Annotated in this window: 16 protein-coding genes; 13 read left to right on the top strand and 3 right to left on the bottom strand. The window is 60.1% G+C overall.

Features of this window, described 5'->3' with window-relative positions:
• Nucleotides 1-118: 118 nt before the first annotated feature.
• Entirely contained in the window at nt 119-1,204 is a 1,086-nt protein-coding gene (locus B5G09_RS00340) for a hypothetical protein (RefSeq protein ID WP_241147514.1), read from the bottom strand.
• A gap of 87 nt (nt 1,205-1,291) precedes the next feature.
• On the opposite strand from B5G09_RS00340, the gene B5G09_RS00335 reads away from it, so the two are divergent.
• Nucleotides 1,292-1,858, top strand: a complete 567-nt coding sequence (locus B5G09_RS00335; RefSeq protein ID WP_087403566.1) for a TrmH family RNA methyltransferase — start codon at nt 1,292-1,294, stop codon at nt 1,856-1,858.
• Between the two features lie 5 nt (nt 1,859-1,863).
• Nucleotides 1,864-2,679, top strand: coding sequence for a 3-methyl-2-oxobutanoate hydroxymethyltransferase (gene panB / locus B5G09_RS00330; protein WP_087403565.1), 816 nt, complete (start codon nt 1,864-1,866; stop codon nt 2,677-2,679).
• Nucleotides 2,680-2,755: 76 nt separating this feature from the next.
• On the opposite strand, the gene B5G09_RS00325 is transcribed toward panB, so the two are convergent.
• Complete coding sequence (locus B5G09_RS00325) at nt 2,756-3,247, bottom strand: hypothetical protein (protein WP_087403564.1); 492 nt, start codon at nt 3,245-3,247, stop codon at nt 2,756-2,758.
• Nucleotides 3,248-3,408: 161 nt separating this feature from the next.
• Between B5G09_RS00325 and guaB the strand changes: the two genes are divergently transcribed.
• The 6 genes from guaB (at nt 3,409) to B5G09_RS00295 (ending at nt 12,354) form a co-directional block, all read left to right on the top strand.
• A complete protein-coding gene (gene guaB / locus B5G09_RS00320) occupies nt 3,409-4,887 on the top strand; it encodes an IMP dehydrogenase (protein WP_087403563.1) in 1,479 nt (492 codons plus the stop codon).
• A 13-nt stretch (nt 4,888-4,900) separates the two neighbouring features.
• Nucleotides 4,901-5,239 (top strand): DUF3795 domain-containing protein, encoded by a 339-nt coding sequence (locus tag B5G09_RS00315; protein WP_087403562.1) that lies wholly within the window; start codon nt 4,901-4,903, stop codon nt 5,237-5,239.
• A 10-nt stretch (nt 5,240-5,249) separates the two neighbouring features.
• Entirely contained in the window at nt 5,250-6,779 is a 1,530-nt protein-coding gene (gene guaA / locus B5G09_RS00310; RefSeq protein WP_087403561.1) for a glutamine-hydrolyzing GMP synthase, read from the top strand.
• Nucleotides 6,780-7,380: 601 nt separating this feature from the next.
• Entirely contained in the window at nt 7,381-10,200 is a 2,820-nt protein-coding gene (locus tag B5G09_RS00305) for a TonB-dependent receptor (protein ID WP_087403859.1), read from the top strand.
• 37 nt (nt 10,201-10,237) lie between these two features.
• Nucleotides 10,238-11,695 (top strand): hypothetical protein, encoded by a 1,458-nt coding sequence (locus B5G09_RS00300; protein ID WP_087403858.1) that lies wholly within the window; start codon nt 10,238-10,240, stop codon nt 11,693-11,695.
• Between the two features lie 164 nt (nt 11,696-11,859).
• Nucleotides 11,860-12,354, top strand: coding sequence for a 3'-5' exonuclease (locus B5G09_RS00295; RefSeq protein ID WP_087403560.1), 495 nt, complete (start codon nt 11,860-11,862; stop codon nt 12,352-12,354).
• Here B5G09_RS00295 and B5G09_RS00290 read toward each other — a convergent pair.
• On the bottom strand, nt 12,349-13,623 hold the full coding sequence (locus B5G09_RS00290; RefSeq protein WP_143256442.1) for a porin: 1,275 nt from the start codon (nt 13,621-13,623) through the stop codon (nt 12,349-12,351). The two genes, B5G09_RS00295 and B5G09_RS00290, sit on opposite strands and share 6 nt — an antisense overlap.
• 328 nt (nt 13,624-13,951) lie before the next feature.
• On the opposite strand from B5G09_RS00290, the gene B5G09_RS00280 reads away from it, so the two are divergent.
• The 5 genes from B5G09_RS00280 to B5G09_RS00260 all read left to right on the top strand — a co-directional run bounded on the left by B5G09_RS00280 (nt 13,952) and on the right by B5G09_RS00260 (nt 21,330).
• Nucleotides 13,952-14,839, top strand: a complete 888-nt coding sequence (locus B5G09_RS00280) for an endonuclease/exonuclease/phosphatase family protein (protein ID WP_087403558.1) — start codon at nt 13,952-13,954, stop codon at nt 14,837-14,839.
• Between the two features lie 30 nt (nt 14,840-14,869).
• Nucleotides 14,870-15,418, top strand: a complete 549-nt coding sequence (locus tag B5G09_RS00275) for an RNA polymerase sigma-70 factor (protein ID WP_087403557.1) — start codon at nt 14,870-14,872, stop codon at nt 15,416-15,418.
• Between the two features lie 131 nt (nt 15,419-15,549).
• Nucleotides 15,550-16,539: a FecR family protein gene (locus B5G09_RS00270; protein WP_162608215.1), complete on the top strand. Its 990-nt coding sequence runs from the start codon at nt 15,550-15,552 to the stop codon at nt 16,537-16,539.
• A gap of 151 nt (nt 16,540-16,690) precedes the next feature.
• A complete protein-coding gene (locus B5G09_RS00265; protein WP_241147513.1) occupies nt 16,691-19,993 on the top strand; it encodes a TonB-dependent receptor in 3,303 nt (1,100 codons plus the stop codon).
• A gap of 5 nt (nt 19,994-19,998) precedes the next feature.
• Nucleotides 19,999-21,330, top strand: a complete 1,332-nt coding sequence (locus tag B5G09_RS00260) for a RagB/SusD family nutrient uptake outer membrane protein (RefSeq protein WP_241147512.1) — start codon at nt 19,999-20,001, stop codon at nt 21,328-21,330.
• The last annotated feature ends 6 nt before the right edge of the window (nt 21,331-21,336 follow it).

The following is a 21,336-nucleotide window of genomic DNA, read 5'->3' as shown; positions in this document are numbered from 1 at the left end:
TTTTTCGTGAATTTGCTTGTGCGTGAATGAATGGTCGGTCAAACGGGCTGCGGATCAGTAGCAGCAGGGGCGCGGTGCGGGCCCCGGACGGTAGGGTGCCGGCTTTCGGGGGCCGATGTCAAAGAGCCGCTGGATGTCGACCGACAGCTGGACGACCTGCTGCGTGCCGAGTCCCGTTCCGTCGTAGTGGAAGACCATGCCGGCCTCGACGTGCATCGTGTCGTGGAAGAATTTGCGATCGTAGCCGACCCACGTGCGGTTGTAGATGTGCTTGGTGGTCGCGTAGAACGGTTCGCCGGCATAGAGGCCGTCCTGGCCGTAGGTAAGGCCCCCCCCCCGTCAGGGGATTGGCCACGTAGTTGCGCAGCGGCTGGAGGTTCTTGCCCAGATAGAGGTTGTTCTCGATCTTGAGGCCCCAGCGCGAGATGGTGACGTCCAACTGACCGCCGTAGGGTTTGCGCCAGGTGTGGTCGACGCTGCGGCCGCGCTGCGGGGCGAAGAGCAGACCTCCCTGGATGTCGAAGTCGAAGAAGGCGTTGAACTCCCAGCCGATGTAGGGGTTCAGCAGCAGGTTGTCCGTGACGTTCTCGTTGAGCTTCGAGCCGGCGAAGTGGAACATCGAGAAGGCGTATCCGACGTAGAATCCGGGGCGGGTGGTGTAGCGGCCGGCCGAAAGGATGCGGAACATCTCGCGCGAGGCTTCGGAGTACATGCCCTCCCAGTCGACGGCCAGTTCGACGTAGGTCTTTTGGCGTTGGGTGGAGACGTAGCGTCCGAGGAATCCCGAGAGGCGGTTGTGGTAGAAGCGGGTCGAGTCGCTGAAGAAGGCCGTCGAGTAGTCGCCCATGAGCTCCTTGCGGTTGAAGATACCGGCATTGGCCTGGACGTTCGCGGTCTTGAAGCGGTAGTACATCAGCGGCTTGACGTCGCTCAGGAAACGGTCGCCCTGGGGGTTGTACTGGCCGAAGTTCTGCATCATCTCGACGCCGACGACCAACTGGTTCTTCTCCTGCCATTCGATCCCGATGCGCGGGGTGAGGCGGGCGCTGAAGAGCGTCTGCGATTCGTTGAAGTCGTTGTTGGCGTATTCGCGGTTGTCGAATCGGGTTTCGAAGTCGGCGCCGACGAGGATTTTCTGGGCGAACAGACTGCCTCCCGAAATGGCGAGAGCGGCGGCCAGAGCGAAGACTTTTTTCAGAGACATGGTTCTGTTGAATTGAGGCCTCAAAATTAGATAAAATATTTTTTATTTGCTTACTTTTGCCGCCGAAATCACTCATTTCGACCCGATATGCGTAAAATTACGAACGAAGAGTTGGGGCGTCCGACGCCCGAGGAGTTTGCTCGCAGCCGGAAGATGGCGGTGCGGGTGGTGCTGGACAACGTGCGTTCGGCGCAGAACGTCGGTGCTTTTTTCCGTACGGGCGACGCCTTTGCCGTGGAGTGCATCGAGCTGTGCGGCATCACGGCCGTGCCCCCTTCGCGCGAGATCCACAAGACGGCGCTCGGTGCCGACCAGACGGTGTCGTGGGGCCATTGGGAGTCGACCGCGGCATGCGTCGAGGCGCTGCACGGCGAAGGCTACCGGGTGCTGGCCGTCGAGCAGGTCGAGGGGGCGGTGATGCTCGATGACTTTGCACCGGAGTCCGATGCGAAGTATGCGCTGGTTTTCGGCAACGAGGTTGACGGGGTCGACCAGCAGGTGGTGGACCTCTGCGACGGTGCGCTGGAGATCCCGCAGGCCGGGACGAAACATTCGATCAACGTCGCGGTGTCGGGAGGGGTTGTTCTGTGGCAATTTTTTTGCCAAATCTATGCAAAGCGTTATCTTTGCCGCGCTGAAAATCCTAAAAACTGAAAGAAATGTCCGTAGAAAGTACAGTTCGGGTGGTGACGACCTACCGCCTTACGGAGATGAAGCAGCGCGGCGAGAAGATTGCCATGCTGACCTCGTATGACTATTCGATGGCCAAGATCGTTGATGCCGCGGGTGTCGACGTGATTCTGGTGGGCGACTCGGCGGCCAACGTGATGGCCGGTTATGAGACGACGGTGCCCATTACACTCGAAATGATGATCTATCACGCCCGTTCGGTGGTGCGTGCCGTCAACCGGGCGCTGGTGGTGGTCGACCTTCCGTTCGGCACCTACCAGGGCAACTCGAAGGTGGCGCTTGATTCGGCCATCCGCATCATGAAGGAGACCGAGGCCGATGCCGTGAAGATCGAGGGCGGTGAGGAGATCCTCGAGTCGGTGCAGCGCATCCTCTCGGCCGGCATTCCGGTGATGGGTCACCTGGGGCTGACGCCGCAGTCGATCCACAAGTTCGGCACCTACGCCGTGCGGGCCAAGGAGGAGGCCGAAGCCGAGAAGCTGCTCCACGACGCCCATCTGCTGAGCGAGGCGGGCTGCTTCGGCATCGTGCTCGAGAAGATCCCGGCAGCGCTTGCCACGCGGGTGACCCGCGAGATCCCGACGCCGACGATCGGTATCGGAGCCGGCCCGGGCTGCGACGGCCAGGTGCTGGTGATTCACGACATGCTGGGCATCAACAAGGGCTTCTCGCCGCGTTTCCTGCGCCGCTACGCCGATCTGCATACGGTGATAACCGAGGCGGTCGGGCAGTATGTGCAGGACGTCAAGTCGTGCGACTTCCCCAACGAGAAGGAGCAGTACTGATCGCGGGAGCCGGGGGCCTGGAGCCAGAGGCCGCAAGAGAAAACGGGTGTCGTCGTTGGACGACACCCGTTTTCTCTTATTGGGGCAGGTCTCGGGCAGGATGCTCCCGCTCCATGGCGAGGATGCGCACGACCTCGAAGACGCCGGCATATTCGGCGGCAAAGCCCTCGTCCGAAGGTCCCTTGTAGCGGAGCTCCAACTCGGCACGGAGCGGCATTCCGTCGGTTGCGCCGCCGCTCACCCGGTCGTATTCCCGTTCGAGGGCGCCGCTCGGATCGACGAGCCAGTATTCGGTCTGCCGACCCTCGGGGGTGAACGAGCGCACTTCGTGGGCTACGACGACCCGGCCGCGGAGCGTCGTGAGGGAGTCGATGTGCAAGGCCGCGTCGGAGCACTCCTGCCTGTCGGCGAGTTTGAGACCGGGGGCGGGCCGGCGGTCGGGCGATGCTTCGAAGACGGCGGTGGCGGATTGACCGGAGGCGTCGGCCGGCTTTCCCGACGGTCGGGTTCCGCAGCCTGCCGCCAGAAGCAGCAGGGCGAGGGCCGGATAGAGATGGCGTGTTTTCATCCTTGCGGGGTTTGTCGGTTATGGGACAAAAATAGGAAAAAAAGCGTACCGGTCAACTTTCTTGATAAAATGTTGATAAAAAGTCGACGTTCGGGAGGCTGATTTTAGGCCGTTTCGAAAAAAATGATTACTTTTGCGAGCAACAAAAATCCACGTTCATTATGTCTTTTATCAATGAAAGGGTTCAGCCCGAAGGACTTACGTTCGACGATGTGCTGCTCGTACCCGCCTATTCGGAAGTGTTGCCGCGAGAGGTCAATGTCCAGACCCGTTTCTCGCGAAATATCAAGCTCAACATCCCCATCGTTTCTGCGGCGATGGATACCGTGACCGAGGCTCCGTTGGCCATTGCACTGGCGCGTGAAGGTGGTATCGGCGTGATCCACAAGAACATGACGATTGCCGAGCAGGCAGCTCAGGTGCGTCGTGTGAAGCGAGCCGAAAACGGCATGATCTACGACCCGATCACCATCTCGAAGGACAACACCGTGGGCGATGCCCTGAATCTGATGAAGGAGAACAAGATCGGCGGTATTCCGGTCGTGGACGGCGAGTTCCGCCTGATCGGCATCGTCACCAACCGGGACCTTCGCTTCCAGCCCGACATGTCGCGCCGCATCGAGGAGGTGATGACCCCGGGCGACCGCCTGATCACCACCCACCGCACCGATCTGGCCCACGCCTCGGAGGTGCTTCTGAATAACAAGATCGAAAAGCTCCCCGTGGTCGACAACGAAGGCCATCTGGTGGGGCTTATTACGTATAAGGATATCACCAAGGTGCAGGATCACCCGAATGCCTGCAAGGACGAGAAGGGTCGTCTGCGTGTAGCTGCCGGCGTGGGGATCACCAACGACGCCATGGATCGTGTGGCAGCCCTCGTGGCCGAGGATGTCGATGCCGTGGTGCTCGACTCCGCACACGGACACTCGCGCAACATCGTGCGCACGCTCCAGGAGATCAAGGCGGCCTATCCGACGCTGGATGTCGTGGTGGGCAACATCGCCACGGGTGAGGCCGCCAGGTTCCTGATCGACGCCGGTGCCGACGGTATCAAGGTCGGTATCGGTCCGGGTTCGATCTGCACGACGCGTATCATCGCCGGCGTGGGTGTTCCGCAGCTGTCGGCCATCTACGCCGCCGCCTCGGCCGCCAAGGGTTCGGGCGTTCCGGTGATCGCCGACGGCGGTCTGCGCTACTCGGGCGACATCGTCAAGGCGCTGGCTGCGGGCGGCGACTGCGTGATGATCGGTTCGATGTTCGCCGGTACGGAGGAGGCTCCGGGCGACACGATCATCTACAACGGCCGTAAGTTCAAGGCCTACCGCGGCATGGGTTCGATCGACGCCATGCGTGCCGGATCGGCCGACCGCTACTTCCAGAAGGGTTGCGAGTGCAACATCAGCAAACTCGTTCCGGAGGGTATCGTGGCCCGCGTGCCGTTCAAGGGGTCGCTGAGCGAGACGGTCTATCAGCTGATCGGCGGTCTGCGTTCGGGTATGGGCTACTGCGGTGCGAAGGACATTCAGACGCTGCAGAAGGCGCAGTTCATCCGCATCACGGCTTCGGGCATGCACGAGAGCCACCCGCACGACGTGACGATCACGAGCGAGGCCCCCAACTACTCGAGCGAACACTAAATCCGGGACGACCATGAATCCGGAGGTTGCGGCTTGCGGTCTTTTTTGCGGAGGATGCCGCAAGTTCGCTAAGGGAGTTTGTCCGGGATGCCATGCCAATGAGAAGGCAGCGTGGTGTGAGATTCGGTCCTGTTGCCTCGAACACGGATGGCAGAGTTGTGCCGATTGTACGTTGATGCCTTTGGACGAGTGCCGCAAATTCAACGCCTTTATCGGCAAGGTTTTCGGCTTCATCTTTCGTTCCGACCGTCGCGGCTGTATTGAACGCATTCGAGAAGCGGGCAGTTCGGCATTTGCCGAAGAGATGCGTCTGGCAGGCTCCTTCAATCGTCCGGTAAAAAATAAAGCATAAACCTACTATCATGCAGGAAAAAATATTGATTCTCGACTTCGGATCGCAGTACACGCAGCTCATTGCGCGGCGTGTGCGCGAGCTGAACGTCTATTGCGAGATTCACCCCTTCAACAAGATTCCGACGCTGGACGAATCGGTGCGGGGTGTGATTCTCTCGGGCAGCCCCTATTCGGTGCGCGATGCCCAGGCCCCGACGCCCGATCTTTCGGCCATCAAGGGGCGTCTGCCGCTGCTGGGCGTCTGCTACGGCGCGCAGTTCCTGGCCCACGCCTTCGGGGGTGAGGTCAAGCCGGCGCCGAGCCGCGAATACGGCCGGGCGATGCTCACGGTGAGCGATCCGGCGGATGCCCTCATGCAGGGTCTTCCCTCGCCGACGCAGGTGTGGATGTCGCACGGCGATACCATCACGCGCGTCCCCGACAACTACAGGATCGTCGCCAGTACGGAGGATGTCCGCGTAGCCGCCTTCCACATCGAGGGCGAGCAGACGTGGGGCATCCAGTTCCACCCGGAGGTTTACCACTCGACCGACGGCACGCACCTCCTGAAGAACTTCGTCGTGGGGATCTGCGGCTGCTCGCAGTCGTGGACTTCGGAGAGTTTCGTCGAGTCGACCGTTCGGGATCTGCGCGAGAAGCTGGGCAACGACAAGGTCGTGCTCGGTCTGTCGGGCGGTGTGGATTCGTCGGTGGCTGCCGTGCTGCTGCACAAGGCCATCGGGAAGAACCTCTACTGCATCTTCGTCGATTCGGGGCTACTGCGCAAGAACGAGTTCGACGAGGTGCTGGCCTCGTACGAGAACATGGGGCTCAATGTCAAGGGGGTGAAGGCCGGAGCGAAGTTCCTGGGCGATCTGGCCGGGGTCACCGATCCCGAGAAGAAGCGCAAGATCATCGGCCGTGATTTCGTGGAGGTCTTCAACGAGGAGGCCATGCAGATCAAGGATGTCCGCTGGCTGGCTCAGGGGACGATCTATCCCGACGTGATCGAGTCGTGCTCCGTGAACGGGCCTTCGGCCACGATCAAGTCGCACCACAACGTGGGCGGACTGCCCGAGAAGATGAATCTGCGGATTGTCGAGCCGCTACGGCTGTTGTTCAAGGACGAGGTGCGCCGCGTAGGCCGTTCGCTGGGCATCTCCGAGCATCTGATTGGCCGCCATCCCTTCCCGGGACCGGGCCTTGCCATCCGCATTCTGGGTGACATCACCCCCGAGAAGGTCGAGATTCTTCAGAACGTGGACAAAATTTATATCGACGCCCTGCGCGCTGCCGGACTTTACGACAAGGTTTGGCAGGCGGGAGCCATCCTGCTTCCGGTGAAGAGCGTCGGCGTGATGGGCGACGAGCGCACCTATGAGAGTTGTGTAGCATTGCGGGCCGTGACCTCGACCGACGGCATGACGGCCGACTGGGTTCACCTTCCCTACGAATTCCTGGCCGATGTCTCGAACGAGATCATCAACAAGGTCAAGGGGGTCAACCGCGTAGTCTACGACATCTCCTCGAAACCGCCCGCAACGATCGAGTGGGAGTAACCCGGCTAAGAGCCCGGCTAAGAGCCGGGTTTTAGGGGCGACCGGAACTCCCCAGGTTACCGGTCCGGTTCTGCGCTCCCGGCTAAGAGCCGGGTTTTAGGGGCGGCTGGAACTCCCCAAGGTTCCAGTCCAGTTCTGCGCTCCCGACTAAGAGTCGGGTTTTAGGGGCGGCCGGAATTCCCCAGGTTTCCGGTCCGGTTCTGCGCTCCCGGCTAAGAGCCGGGTTTTAGGGGCGGCCGGAACTTTTCGGGGTTACCGGTCCGGTTCTGCCGGACAGTTTCAGTGTGCCTTCCGCAGCCTCCCGCGGCCTCCTGGAGCCTCCCGCTGCCGGCCGGTCTCGCGGCCCTCTTCATGTGGACTGTCGTTTGATCAACCGCCTGCGCAATTACATCGTCCTCTGTCGTTGATCGTGCGGAGGCTTCATCCGAGAATCCGGAGCCGGAACCGTTGGGGTTCCGGCTCTCTTTTTGTGCCGGGGCCGCTGTCGGCAGGGGTGTAACGTTTTTGCAACGGATCGTTCGCGGGGTTGTCACAGGGGCGTATCGGCGTTGAAACAGCCGTGGGGTAGTTTTGCAGCGTGATAATGAGAGAAAACGACTGCATGAACAGAATCCGACGAAACCTTGCTGCCACGGCAGCGCTGCTTCTACTTTCGATTGAGACGATCCTTGCCCAGGGCTCCATCTCGGGCGTGGTGACCGACGCGTCCACCGGCGAGCCGGTGCTGGGTGCCACGGTGCTGCTGGCGGGGACGACGCGCGGCACGGCCACCGATGTCGACGGCACGTTCCATCTGGGGAACATCGAAGCCGGCACCCATACCATTGAGGTAAGCATGCTGACCTACGCCACGGCGCGCCTGACGGGAGTCGAGGTGCGCGACGGCGCGGATACGCACCTCGAAGTGAAACTTACGGAGACCTCGGAGCAGGTCGGCGAGGTGGTCGTCACGGCCGTGCGACGGTCGAACACCGAATCGGCCGTCAATATCGACGTACGGAACTCGCTGCAGGTTGTCAGCGGCGTTTCGAGCCAGACGATCGCCCGCACGCAGGACAGTGATGCCGGCGAGGTCGTGCGGCGCATTCCGGGCATCTCGCTCATCGACGACAAATTTATCATCGCCCGGGGACTTTCGCAGCGTTACAACAACGTGTGGGTCAACAACGCGGCCGTTCCGAGTTCGGAGGCTGATTCGCGGGCCTTCTCGTTCGACGTGATCCCCGCCGGGCAGATCGAGAACATCCTGATTCTGAAATCCCCCTCGCCGGAGGTTCCGGCCGACTTCACGGGCGGCTTCATCAAGATCCAGACCAAGGACCAGCCCGACGACAACGCCTTTGCGGTTCAGTATTCGATCGGTCTCAATACGGCGACCCTCTTCCGTGACTTCCTCTATAACAAGGGGTTCGCTTCGGAGCTGTTCGGCTTCGGCAGCTCGCGGCGCATGGTCGCCGGGGGCATCGACGGCCGTTACGACAATTCGGACGCCGACTTTGTGACGCGCATGACGCGCAACGGCTTCAACAACGACTGGCAGGTACGCACGCGGCGGCCGGTTCCCGATCAGAAGCTCTCGTTCTCGTTCGGGCGGTCGTGGGACCTCTCCGGGGGGCGCCGCCTGGCGATGAACGGCGCGGTGAACTACAGCTACGTGCAGCGCACGATCAACGACATGGAGAACTCGCGCTACGGCGTCTACAACAAGCGTGGGGATACGCCCGAATACCTCTACAAATACACCGACGACCAGTACCGTACGGACGTGCACCTCGGAGCGATGTTCAACCTCTCGTACCTGCGTCCGCACAGCCGCTATTCGCTGCGCAACCTCTTCAACCAGATCGGGCAGGACAAGTATACGTTCCGCGACGGCTGGCAGAACATCTCCTCGCACTACGACCAGCAGAAGGCCGAGTACTACCACTCGAGCCGCACGACCTACAACGGCCAGATTGCCGGTGTCCATACGCCCGACGGCCACCGCATTGACTGGAACGTGGGCTACTCCTACGCCGACCGCCACCTTCCCGACCGCCGCATCATCAACCTGCTGCAGAACGACATCTACGGCGACGAACACTACGGCGAGATGCGTCTGGACCAGAACGAGATCCAGCGGGACTTCACCTCCCTGGTCGAGCACATCGCCTCGGCATCGGTCAACTACGAACACACCTTCCGGGAGGGAGAACGCTTTGCTCCGATGCTCCGGGCGGGTCTCTACGGCGAGTACCGCACGCGCAACTACCGCACCCGGGCCTTCTACTACCGCTACAACGTGCAGAACCTCCCGGCGGACTTCCCCTACGGGGACGTGGTCGACGAGATCCTGCAGGATGGCAACTACGGCTTCGACCGGCTCTATGTCTACGACGATACGGACAACCGCAACAGCTACAAGGGCGAGAACCTGCTGACGGCGGCCTATGCGGCTCTTCAACTGCCGCTGGGGCCGGTGAGCCTCTACGCTGGGGTCCGCTTCGAACACAGCGACATGGACCTGACCAGCTATACGCGCGTTTCGGAGTGGCGCACGAAGGTGACCTCCTACACGTATGACGACCTCTTCCCGTCGGTCAACCTCACGTGGCGCATCTCCGACCGCCACCAGCTGCGGGCCGCCTACGGCATGTCGACCAACCGGCCCGAATTCCGCGAGGTGTCGTCGTCGGTCTACTACGACTTCGACCTCTTCAGCAGCGTGATGGGCAACCCCGACCTGACGGCGGCCTACGTGCAGAATGCCGACCTGCGCTACGAGTGGTACCCGACGTCGGGCGAGACGATCTCCCTGTCGCTCTTCTACAAGCACTTCCGCAATCCGATCGAGACGGCGATCCTCGATGCCGGCGGCAGCTACACCTATACCTTCGAGAATGCCGACCGGGCCAACGTCTACGGCGTGGAGCTCGACATTCGCAAGGATCTGGCCTTCCTGGGGCTGAAGAACTTTTCGCTCTCGTTCAACGCATCGCTCATCGAGAGCGAGGTGAACTTCGCCGAGGGTTCGATGGAGCACGACCGTCCGATGCAGGGGCAGTCACCCTACCTGGTCAACGGCGGCCTCTTCTACCAGCCCGAACGGTTGGGGCTCTCGGTCGGGGTGCTCTACAACCGCATCGGCAAGCGCATCGTCGGGATCGGACGTTCGGACCTTTCGTCGGGCGGTTCGATCGACAACGACATCCCCGACATGTACGAGATGCCGCGCAACGCGCTGGATCTGGTCGTCAGCAAACGGCTGGGCCGGATCTGGGAGCTGAAGTTCAGCGCCCGGGACCTCTTGAACGAGGAGATCCGCTTCTGCCAGTTCCCGGAGTTCACCGACGCGTCGGGCCGCACGCAGACGCGCGAGCAGACCACCAAACGCTATCGTCCGGGGCGCGGCTTCATGCTGGGTGTTTCGGCCCGCTTCTGACAACGAATCAATTCACACTTCATAGTCAAAAAGTATGATGAAACATGCAATTCTGGCAGCCACGGCTGCCCTGGCACTCGCAGCGGCGGGTTGCAACGACGACAACGGCGGCAACGCAGACCCGCAGGTGGGCGGCACGTTGAGCGACATTCTCTTCGAGGACGGCACGCAGATCGGCAACGGCGACCAGGAGTTCACCATTCCGGTCGGCAAGTATACGCTTCCCAGGGGTACCTACGAACTCTGCGGATGGGTCTACATCCCGTCGGGAGCCGAACTGACCATCGAGCCGGGTACGGTGATCAGGGGCGTTTCGGGCACGAAGGCGTCGCTGATCGTCGAGCGCGGCGGCAAACTGCACGCCGTGGGTACGGCGTCGTCGCCGATCGTCTTCACGTCGGACAAGCCGGCCGGATCGCGCCGTCCGGGCGACTGGGGCGGACTGATCCTGCTGGGCAAGGCCGTCAACAACATGGGTGAGATGACCATCGAGGGCGGTCCGCGCGCCAACCACGGCGGTCAGGACAACGCGGACAGCTCGGGTGAACTGTGCTACGTGCGAGTCGAGTTTGCCGGCTACCCCTACCGCGAGGATGAGGAGATCAACGGCATCACCTTCGGATCGGTCGGCTTGGGCACGAAGGTCAGCCACGTGCAGGTCTCCTATTCGAACGATGACTCCTACGAGTGGTTCGGCGGAGCGGTCAACTGCGACCACCTGGTGGCCTACCACGGCTGGGACGACGATTTCGATACGGACAACGGCTTCTCGGGCAAGGTCCAGTTCTGCCTCGGGGTACGCAATCCGCGTCTGGCCGACACTTCGGTGTCGAACGGCTTCGAGAGCGACAACAACGCCGACGGTTCTTCCGCCACGCCGCGCACGTCGTGCGTCTTCTCGAATGTGACGTTTGTCGGCCCGATCGGTCAGGACGCCTCCTTCACGAACACCTCCGACTACATCAACGGCGGCAATCTGAACCCCAACAACGGCTCGAAGCTGGGTCAGTTCCAGGCCGCCATGCAGATTCGCCGCAACTCGAATCTCTCGTGCTTCAACTCCGTGGCGATGGGCTTCCCCGTAGGTCTGATCGTCGAGAACGACAAGGGCTCCGACACGCAGGGGGACGCCACCAATGGCAAGTTCAAGATTTCGAACGTCGTCTTCGCCGCCATGACACAGCTGGCCAGCGATGCGAACAAGAAGTTTGCGGAGGATCAGGGCACCTTCTCGGCCGCCTATTTCCGGACCGAGGGGCTCAACAACCGCACCTTCGACAACATCGCCGATCTGAAGCTCACGCAGCCCAACAGCCTCGCTTCGGGCTTCGACTGCCGTCCGGCCTCGGACAGCCCGCTCCTGACGGGGGCCTCGTTCGCCGACGCCCTGGTCAGCGAGGGCTTCGAGAAGGTCAGCTACATCGGCGCCTTCTCCGCCACGGACAACTGGACCGAAGGCTGGACCGAGTTCGATCCGCAGCATGCGCAGTATTGATTCTCCGTCATACCTGAACCTTCTGACTTCACCGGTTCCACCCGCGAGGGTGGGGCTTTTTTGTTTCGGGGTGCGAACCGCCGAATCCCCGAAATTTCTATCTTTGCAGACGAAAAACAGCAAAAGGCCCTCCGGAGGGAGGGCCCGGACGAAACAAACTGACCATGCAGGATTTTGCAGCCATCGATTTCGAGACGGCCAACGGCCAGCGGACGAGTGTCTGCTCGGTGGGTGTGGTCGTCGTGCGGGGCGGCGAGATCACCGATACCGTCTATCGGCTGATCCATCCGCGCCCGAACTACTACAGCCGCTTCACGACGGCCATCCACGGGCTGACGCGTGCGGATACCGATTCGGCGCCGGATTTCGACGAGGTGTGGCGCGACATCGCCCCGCGTATCGAGGGTCTTCCGCTCGTGGCGCACAATTCGCCCTTCGACGAGGGGTGCCTGCGGGCGGTCTTTGATCTCTACGGGATGCCCTATCCCGGCTATCGGTTCTACTGCACGTGCCGGGCTTCGCGGCGCGTCTTCGGACGGCAGCTTCCCAACCACCAGCTGCACACCGTCTCGGCGGCCTGCGGCTTCGATCTCGAACACCACCACCATGCGCTGGCCGATGCCGAGGCCTGTGCGCGTATCGCCCTGAAGATCCTATAAGCCGAGTTCGACCTGGAAGCGCAGCTCCCAACCGTTGCGCAACCCCTCTCCGGCCGTATTCCCGAGTCGGTCGTAGGTGTTGTACGAGAGGTCGGCCTGCACCTTGAGCGAATGGCCGATGATGTATCGCGTGACGCCGAAGGTCGTCTGGTTGTGGGTGCGGTAGCCGGTCCAGGCGTGAATCTCCCCGTCGGGGAAGAGCGTCGAGTTGCGCAGGGCGATCTCCCAGCGTTTGTTGAAGAGGTAGCTGGTCTGGACGTTGAGGCCCTGCCCCGTATAGACGAATGCCGCGGGGTCCGTCGTTCCGAAGGTCGGCTGCGGGCAGGTGCGGCCCATGAAGTCGGTGTAGAAGGCCCAGCCGCGGTACTTGAGGATCAGATCGACGAAATAGGAACCGATGTTGCGGGTCTGGCCCGCGGGCATGAAGCCGCCGCGCTGTCCGCTCAGCCGCGAAGCCTTGTGGTTGAACGACCAGGCTCCGGCCACGAGCAGACGGGGCCGCTCCTCCCCGGCGAAATCACCCTCCATGACATCCCCCTTTGCGGCGAAGTGGCCCAGCGGATAGAGCTCCAGTCGCCCCGTATAGGCCAGGCCTCCGTTGTCGGTCGAGCCCCAGTTGCGGCCCTCGCCGAGCGTTACCGAGCCCTTGAATCCCAGGTCGAACCCTTCCTGCCGGTCGAGGTTGTACTCGCCGAAGAGGCCGAAGTCGCGGTCGAGATGGAACTGGCTGTTGACGATGCTGCGGTCGACGAACTGCAGGGCGCTCGACGAGTTGATGCGGGCGCGGTTGGCCTTGATCTTGGTCTGCCCGAATCCGATGTTCCATTTGGGGCTCGGAACGTAGTAGACGATGGCGTCGCGGACGATGTTCATGTTGCCGTTCGGGAGCACCTCGGCATCGTAGGCGGTGAATCCCAACTGAACGGAGTAGACGAGTTTGGGCGAGTAGATGAAACCGTCGAAACGCAGCCGCAGCCGCTTGACACGGGCGTCGGTTTCGGAGAGCGAGAGGTTGTCGTCGAACGAGAGGGCCAACAGGTTTTGCATGCGGAAACGCATCGTCATTTCGAAGCGGTCGTTTTTGGGGCGGAAGGTGATTCCCTTTCCCACCTCGATATTGGGCATGTTCCGCAGCCGGGCGAGGAGTTCGCCGGTGGAGTCGGCTGGGATCTCGATGGTATTTTTGAGGGGTCGTTTCCCGGATTCACGGGCGAATGCGGATCCGGCGATCAGGAGGGTCTGCAGGATCAGGAGGCAATGTTTTTTCATCGGACGGTTTTTTCTGTTTGTCAGGGAGGGCCCGAGGAGTGAAGATTGGCTCTTCGGAGCCCCGGAATCCTGTTGCAAAGATGAAACGGGATTCTGAAATGAATTTGAAATATCGCGACAATTCCGCATGGAGACTGGATTTTCGCCCCCCCCCTTCGCGATGAGTCATCCCGGGGGCGACATCTCCGTCGGAAACGGATTACAATGGTGTAAAAATAGGGGGGAAAGGATTGCATCTGCGAAAAAAATCACTATTTTTGTCGAAAAGGTTCGGCTTATGGGGTGGATCGTCAGTCTGCAAGTGAAAAACCAGTAAAAACCGAACTTTATGAAGTATCTTGTCCGTGCAGCCGTAGCTGCGATTCTGACGGGTCTTTCGATCGGAGGATGTTCCGAATCGCCGAAGTCCCCGTGCCGTCTGTTGCAATACAACATCGCCGACGGCATGTGGTATGATCAGTTTGACAATTATGATCGTTTTGTCGGGTGGATGCAGCGTCAGCAGGTGGATGTCGCGGCCTTTTGCGAGACGGCCACTCATTGGAATGCCGAACAACAGTCGTTGCCGACCGACGATTCCACCCGGTACCTGCCCGTTCATCTTCAGGAACTCTCTTCACGGTGGGGCCATCCCTATGTGGCTCTCGGCGCCTTCCAGGACAACTATCCGGTGGCGGTGACCTCGCGTTTCGAACCGGAGCTGATCCGTCCGCTGGGCGGCGATTCGCTCTCGCACGGAGCGCTTCACGTGAAGATCCGCGGCATCAACTACGTGGTGGTCCATCTCTGGCCGCAGCGCTATTCGCTGCAGGACAAGGACAAGAGCCGCTCGGACAATCTGGGTGATACGACGCGGGTCCGCGAAATCCGTCATATTCTGCACGAAACGCTGCTCAATCCGCGCTTTGCCGATGAAACGTATTGGGTCATGCTGGGCGATTTCAACTCGTTGTCGCCTGTCGACAGCACCCGCTACAACCCGCAGCCCGACTATGGGGTTCACCGCCTTGTCCGCCGTTATTATCCGTGCGATGCAGTTGCGCATTTCCATCCCGGAGCGTTTGTCCCGAGCGAGAACCGCAACCGCAAACGAATCGACTATGTCTATTGTTCGGAGGCTATGTCCCGCCGATTGATCGGTGCCGAGACCCTCGACGACGACTTCACCCGCGAAGCCTCCGACCATAAACCGACCCTTGTGCTTTTCAACAACTAGTCTCCGTTTCGGGGACCCGTTTTCCGCACCATGAGAAACGAATCGACGTATAACCTGCAACGGCGCATTGCCGACGGTGACGAGGAGGCTTTCCGGCATCTGTTCGACACCTATTTCGATCGGGTGATGCAGTTTCTGAACGGATTTCTGCACGATCGGGAGGCGGCAGAAGATCTGGCGCAGGAGCTCTTCGTGAAGTTGTGGTGCCATCGGGACGTACTGCCCGACGTGCAGTCGTTGAACGGCTATATCTATCGGTCGGCGCGCAATGCGGCGCTCAATGCGCTGCGGGGGCAGGGACGCCTTGTTTCGTTGACTCAGGCTGCCGATTTGAGCGGATCGGTTCTTCCTGATGATCTCTACTATGCTCTTGAAAAGCAGTTGCTGGTGGACCTGACGGTCGATCAGTTGCCCGACCGTCCCCGCCAGATTTATCGGATGAGCCGGGTCGAAGGACTCAGCAACAAGGAGATCGCCCGTCGACTGTCGATCTCCGGAAAGACGGTTGAGAACCATCTCAATGCGGCGCTGAAACGGATTCGAATCGTGCTTCGGAATTTCAACGCCCTGCTTTGTTGAACCGAAGCGTGAGTTGGGCGGTTGCCCCCCCCCGCTTCTCCTTCTCTATCCCGAAAAATAGGAAAAAAGGTCGGAATTCTGTTGGGTGCAACGGGGTTCCGATGTGTCATATAGTCAGAAGAAGCCGAAATATGAGCCGAGCCAAACAGATCATTCAAGCCTTTTTTCAACGACGTCAGCGTCCCGAAGTGACCCGTCGTTTTGCCGAGTGGTTGGAGCATCCGATCGATCGCGATCGGAAAGAGTCGTTGCTGCGGGCTCAATGGGACTCGATGCCCCTTGATGCGGATCCTGAGGCCCGTGAGCGGTCGTGGCAGGCGGTCGAGCGGCGCATCCATGCCGGAGGTTCGCGGAAGAAGGTCCTTTGGCGGCGTCGTGTGGCGGTTGTTGCAGCCGTCGTGGTGCCGTTGGCGATCCTGCTTGCGGTCTATGTCCGGGTACATGATCGAAGCCGTTTCGAGGAACGGTTCGAGATGCCGCAGTTCGTCGAGCGCGTGACTCCTTACGGTCGGACAGAACGGGTCGTGCTGCCCGATTCGACGGTGGTGATGCTCAATGCGGGATCGGTGTTGATCTATCCCGAACGGTTTTGCGGTCAGACCCGCGAGGTCCATCTCAGTGGCGAAGCCAGTTTTCGGGTCCGTTCCGATGCCCGTCATCCGTTCATCGTCCGGACGGCCGATTTGCGGACCGAGGTACTGGGTACGGTCTTCAACGTGAGCGCCTATGCCGACGAATCCTTTACGGAGGTGACTCTGTGTGAAGGGTGTGTACGGGTCGGCGGCCGTAGCTCGGAGGAGTTTACGCTGCGTCCGGGCGAACAGTTGTGTTACGATCGGCAGAGCCGGGTCTATTCGCGCCGCGAAGTGTCGGCCGACGAAATCGTTTCGTGGGAGAAGGGCGCTCTGGTTTTTCAGCGCGATGGAATTCATGCCATCATTCGCGCCCTCGAACGGCGTTACGGCATCACGATCTACCTCTCGTCGGAGCGTTACGACCGGGATCTGCTGACGCTGCGCATTCCAGCCGAGTGTACGGCCGACGAGGCGATCCGGCTCATTGCCCAACTGATTCCGGGTCTGCATTTCCGCTTCGACAAGAAAAACGTATATCTGGACTGACAACCCCGTATACCGAACACCCAAACTTCAATCGCCTATGAAACAAAAAGATCGGAATGCGGCCGCAAACTCGACATCCCGATCCGAACGACAGAACCAACCGTAGCTATAAACACGATTAACTAATTCTATCGAACCTTATTACGAAAGTATGAAAAAAATTTGCAATCTGCAAATGCTCCTGCTGTGCGGGATCATTCTGCCGCTCTGTCTGTTAGGCCAGGGAGTGCTGGCTCAGGAACGGGGCAGGATCCGATTTGCGGAGAAGAGCATGCCATTGAGAGAGGCCTTTGCCCAGATCGAGGAACAGAGCGGACTCGGAGTGGCGTATAACGAGGCGCATCTGGATCTGACCCGGATCGTGCCGACCGATATCGGTCCGGTATCGGTCTCCGAAGCGTTGGATTACATTCTCAAGGGTTTCGACGTTTCGTACCGGATCGTCGGTTCCCAGATTTTGATTGTCAAGCGGCCCGCAGCCAGAAGTTATCGTTACCAGGGGGTGGTCACCGACGAACGGGGCACCCCGATCATCGGAGCCACGGTGCTGATCAAGGGGACGACCAACGGAACCTCGACCTCTCAGGACGGATCGTTCCGGCTGACGGCCACCGAAGGCTCCGTATTGGAGATTTCATTCCTGGGCTACGAATCCCAGGAGTTCAAACTCGGAAAGCGGCTGCAGCTTCAGGTTCGTCTTGCGGAGGACAGCAAGATGGTCGACGAGGTGGTGGTTGTGGGATACGGCACGCTGCAGCGCCGCGACGTCTCTTCGTCGATCGGGACCTACAAGCCGCAGGAGATCAGTGCTCGCAAGGTGCTGAGTGTCGACGAGATGCTGCAGGGGCGGATTCCGGGTGTGACGGTCACCTCGTCATCGGGAGTTCCGGGCAGTCAGAACCGTGTCAGCATCCGCGGTATCGGATCGTTGACGGCGGGCAACGAACCTCTTTACGTGATCGACGGGGTTCCGATCAGCAACTCGTCGGGCGATACGGGAGCCTGGGGCGCCCAGTCGATGAACGGTCTGGCCGACTTCAACCCGAACGACATCGAGTCGATCGAGGTGCTCAAGGATGCAGCCTCGGCGGCCATCTATGGCTCGCGTGCCACCAACGGCGTCATCCTGATCACGACCAAGAGCGGCCATAAGGGCAAGGCCCGGGTGTCGGTCAATGCCTCGACGGCATTCTCCTATCTGCCGCGACTGGACCGGCTGGACATGGCGGATGCGGATCTCTATCTGGAGGTGATGAACGAGGCCATCGACAACTGGAATCTGCAGTCGGGCGAATCGGTGGCCCGCATGACCGATCCCTTTCCGGGCAAGCAGCAGGTCAAGTGGCTTGATCTGATTCTGCGCACGGCCAAGACCTACGATGTCGGAGCTTCGGTTTCGGGCGGTACGGATGCGCTGAACTATTACGTATCGGGCAACTTCAAGCAGAACGAAGGCGTCTTCATAGATAACGAGCTGACCAAGTACAATCTCAAGGCCAATCTCAACGGCCACGTCCGCAAATGGCTCGATCTGGGGACCAACATCACGCTGGGCTATACCGACAACAACCGCGTGCCGACGGGCTATAACATCGGAACGAGTCTGATTCCGCGTGCGCTGGAGCAGTATCCGTGGGACGGGCCCTACAGCCCCGACGGCGAGTACAACATCAACGGCGATCCGCTGCTGAACCACAATCCGCTGCAGGCGATCAAGGAGGAGAATGTCTACGTGCGCAACTATCGGGTGCTGGGCAACGCCTACCTGCAGTTCAACATTGCCCGGGGACTTACGTGGAAGACCTCGTTCGGCGGTGATTTCTCCTACACCGAGGAGCACATCTACTATACGGACAAACATGTCTACGGGAGCAACGTCGGGCAGTTGACCGACGGCCGGCGGACGCTTACCAATCTGCTTACCGAGAGCGTAGTCAACTATACGCATACGTTTGCCGATCGTCTGAAGCTGAATGCCATGGCCGGATATTCCTATCAGCTCTATCAGACCTCCACGGCTTCGCAGACCGGAAACGGTTTTCCGTCGCCGTCGTTCGACGTGAACTCCGTGGCGGCCGAATTCTCGGGTATCTCCACGGGCATGAGCGCCTATGCGCTTCAATCGTATTTCGCCCGGGCCAATCTGAATTACGGCGACCGCTATCTGCTTACGCTGGCTTTGCGAGCCGACGGATCGTCGAAATTCGCACCCGGCAACCGGTACGGATATTTCCCCTCCGTATCGGTGGGGTGGAACCTTTCGGAAGAGAAGTTCTGGAAGGCCTCCGATATCGGGCTGAAGTTTCGAGCAAGCTGGGGATCGACCGGTAACCAGGCGGGTATCGGATCCTATGCCTATCAGGCGCTGGCCAGTGGCGGGTTCAACTACAACGGGTCCAACGGTTTGGCACTGACGGCCATGGGAAATCCCGACCTGCAGTGGGAGAAGGCCAACCAGACGGATGTCGGTGTCGATGTGTCGTTCTTCAACGGTGCGCTGACATTCACGGCTGATGCCTTCATCAAGGATACGAAGAACCTGCTCTATTCGAAACCGACAGCTGCTACTTCCGGTTTTACGAGCTATACCTGCAACATCGGATCGATGCGCAACAAGGGTCTGGAGTTTGCCATCAGCGGGACACTGGCTTCGCAGGGCGGATTCGTGTGGCGTTCGGATTTCAACATGTCGTTCATCCGGAACAAACTGACCCGGCTGCTCGATGACAGCGAGGTGATCACCACCAGCAGCATGCACGCCCTGAAGGTGGGCGAGGAGGTGGGCGCCTTCTACATGATCAAGGCATTGGGCATCTATCAGTCCGATGACGAAGTGCCCGAGAAGCTCTATGCACAGGGCGTGCGGGCCGGAGACGTGATCTACGAGGATGTGAACGGCGACGGAGAGATCGACACGACGAACGACCGTCAGTTTGTCGGATCGCCCAATCCGAAATTCACCGGCGGATTCAGCAATACCTTCACCTGGAAGGGCTTCGACCTGAACATCTTCTTCACCTTCTCCTACGGCAGCCAGCTCTACGAACTCTGGACGGGAGGCTACCGGATGGGCAACGGCAAGTGGACGATGCTCGAATCGCAGGCCAAGGGGCGTTGGACGGGTCCCGGGACGAGCTACACCATTCCGCGTGCGATCTACAACCAGACGTGGAACTCCACGAAGTTCGTCAATACGCGTTTTCTGTACGATGCCTCCTATCTTCGCTGCCGCAATCTTTCGCTCGGTTATACGCTGCCCAAGCGTTGGATGAGCCGGATCGGCGTGGAGAGCCTGCGGCTCTACGTGCAGGCGGACAACCTCTTCATCCTGACGCCCTATCCGTTGCTCGATCCCGAGGTGAACGTCAGCCTTTCGGCCACGACGCTGGGCTATGACTTCCTCTATCCCTCGCAACCGCGGACCTTTACGGTCGGATTAAACCTTAAATTCTGAAAACCATGACAATCAAACATATCATCATCGGCCTTGCCGGCAGTGTGCTGCTTGCCGGCAGCGGAGTGCTGCTGACGGGCTGTACGCTCGACGAGTTTCCGCACAACGCCGTTTCGAGCGACAATCTGACCGAAGAGGATTGCGAATTGTTGCTGGTCGGGCTCTACAACATCGTTCAGTACAAACCGACCAACAACGGGTATGCGGCCTTTGATATCTGCGGTGGCGATCTGATCCGGGCCGGAGCCTCAAGTACGGGATCGGCCCAGCAGTTGATTCGTGATCTGGTGACGCCCGACAGCGGGTTCATCAGCGGTCAGTGGGACGGATACTATACGGCATTGTATCAGGTCAACAAGTTTCTCCTGGCCTTGAACGAGATGCCCGAGGGGGATCGTCGTGACGAGATGCTGGGTATCGCGTCGTTTTTCCGGGGACTGCTCTATTTTGATCTGGTGAGCCGATGGGGCGAGATTCCGATTCTGGAGGTTCCGGCGACAGGAGACGTGGCGGCCTCGAGCGAAGCCGACGGCTGGGCCTTTGTCGAGCGGAATCTGCAGACGGCCATTGATCTGGCGCCCGATTTTACCTCGCGGTACGAGGTGTCGCGTCAGGCGGCCCAGGCGTTGATGGCCCGGGTAAAGCTGGCTCAGGGCAAGAATGACGAGGCGGGGATTCTGGCCGAATCGGTCATTACGAGCGGATACTTTTCGCTGGACGGTTTCGACAAGATCTTCCGTCGGATGGACAACACGGAGGAGATCTTCACGTTCAGCAACCTCACCGAGGAGACCTCGGTCAATCTGAGCGGGGCGTTCTACTATTCGCGCTCTTCGGAGAACGGGGGCAGTTACGTCTACATGCCGACGACGGAGGCCATTGACATGTATCTTCCGGAGGATCTGCGTCGGGAGATCTCCGTGGCTCAGCAGGGCAGCAACAATGTGATCAACAAGTATCCGGGTGGCGAACTGAACAGCGATCCGCTGCCGATCGTCCGTCTGGGCGAGATGTATCTGATCAGTGCCGAGGCCAGCGGGCGGAGTCAGGCGGGGCTTGACCGTTTGAATGACCTGCGTGAGAAGCGGGGTTTGACGGCTTTGGCGATGCCTGCCGACGATTCGTCTTATCTGACGGCGCTGCTGAATGAGCGGCGGCTGGAGTTTCTGGGCGAAAACCAGCGTTGGTTCGATCTGGTGCGTACGGGACGTTTCGAGTCGACGCTGTCGCTCGAGCGCAAGTACAATCGTTTCCCGATACCCTCGCGGGAGATTTCGCTCAACGGATTGCTGACGCAGAACAGTTATTGGACGAGTGCGCCTGCCGGGCAGAATTAACCTCAA

Origin of the sequence: Alistipes sp. An54, assembly GCF_002159375.1 — a bacterium.
Taxonomy (GTDB): domain Bacteria; phylum Bacteroidota; class Bacteroidia; order Bacteroidales; family Rikenellaceae; genus Alistipes; species Alistipes megaguti.
This window is presented reverse-complemented; position numbering and strand designations above follow the sequence as displayed.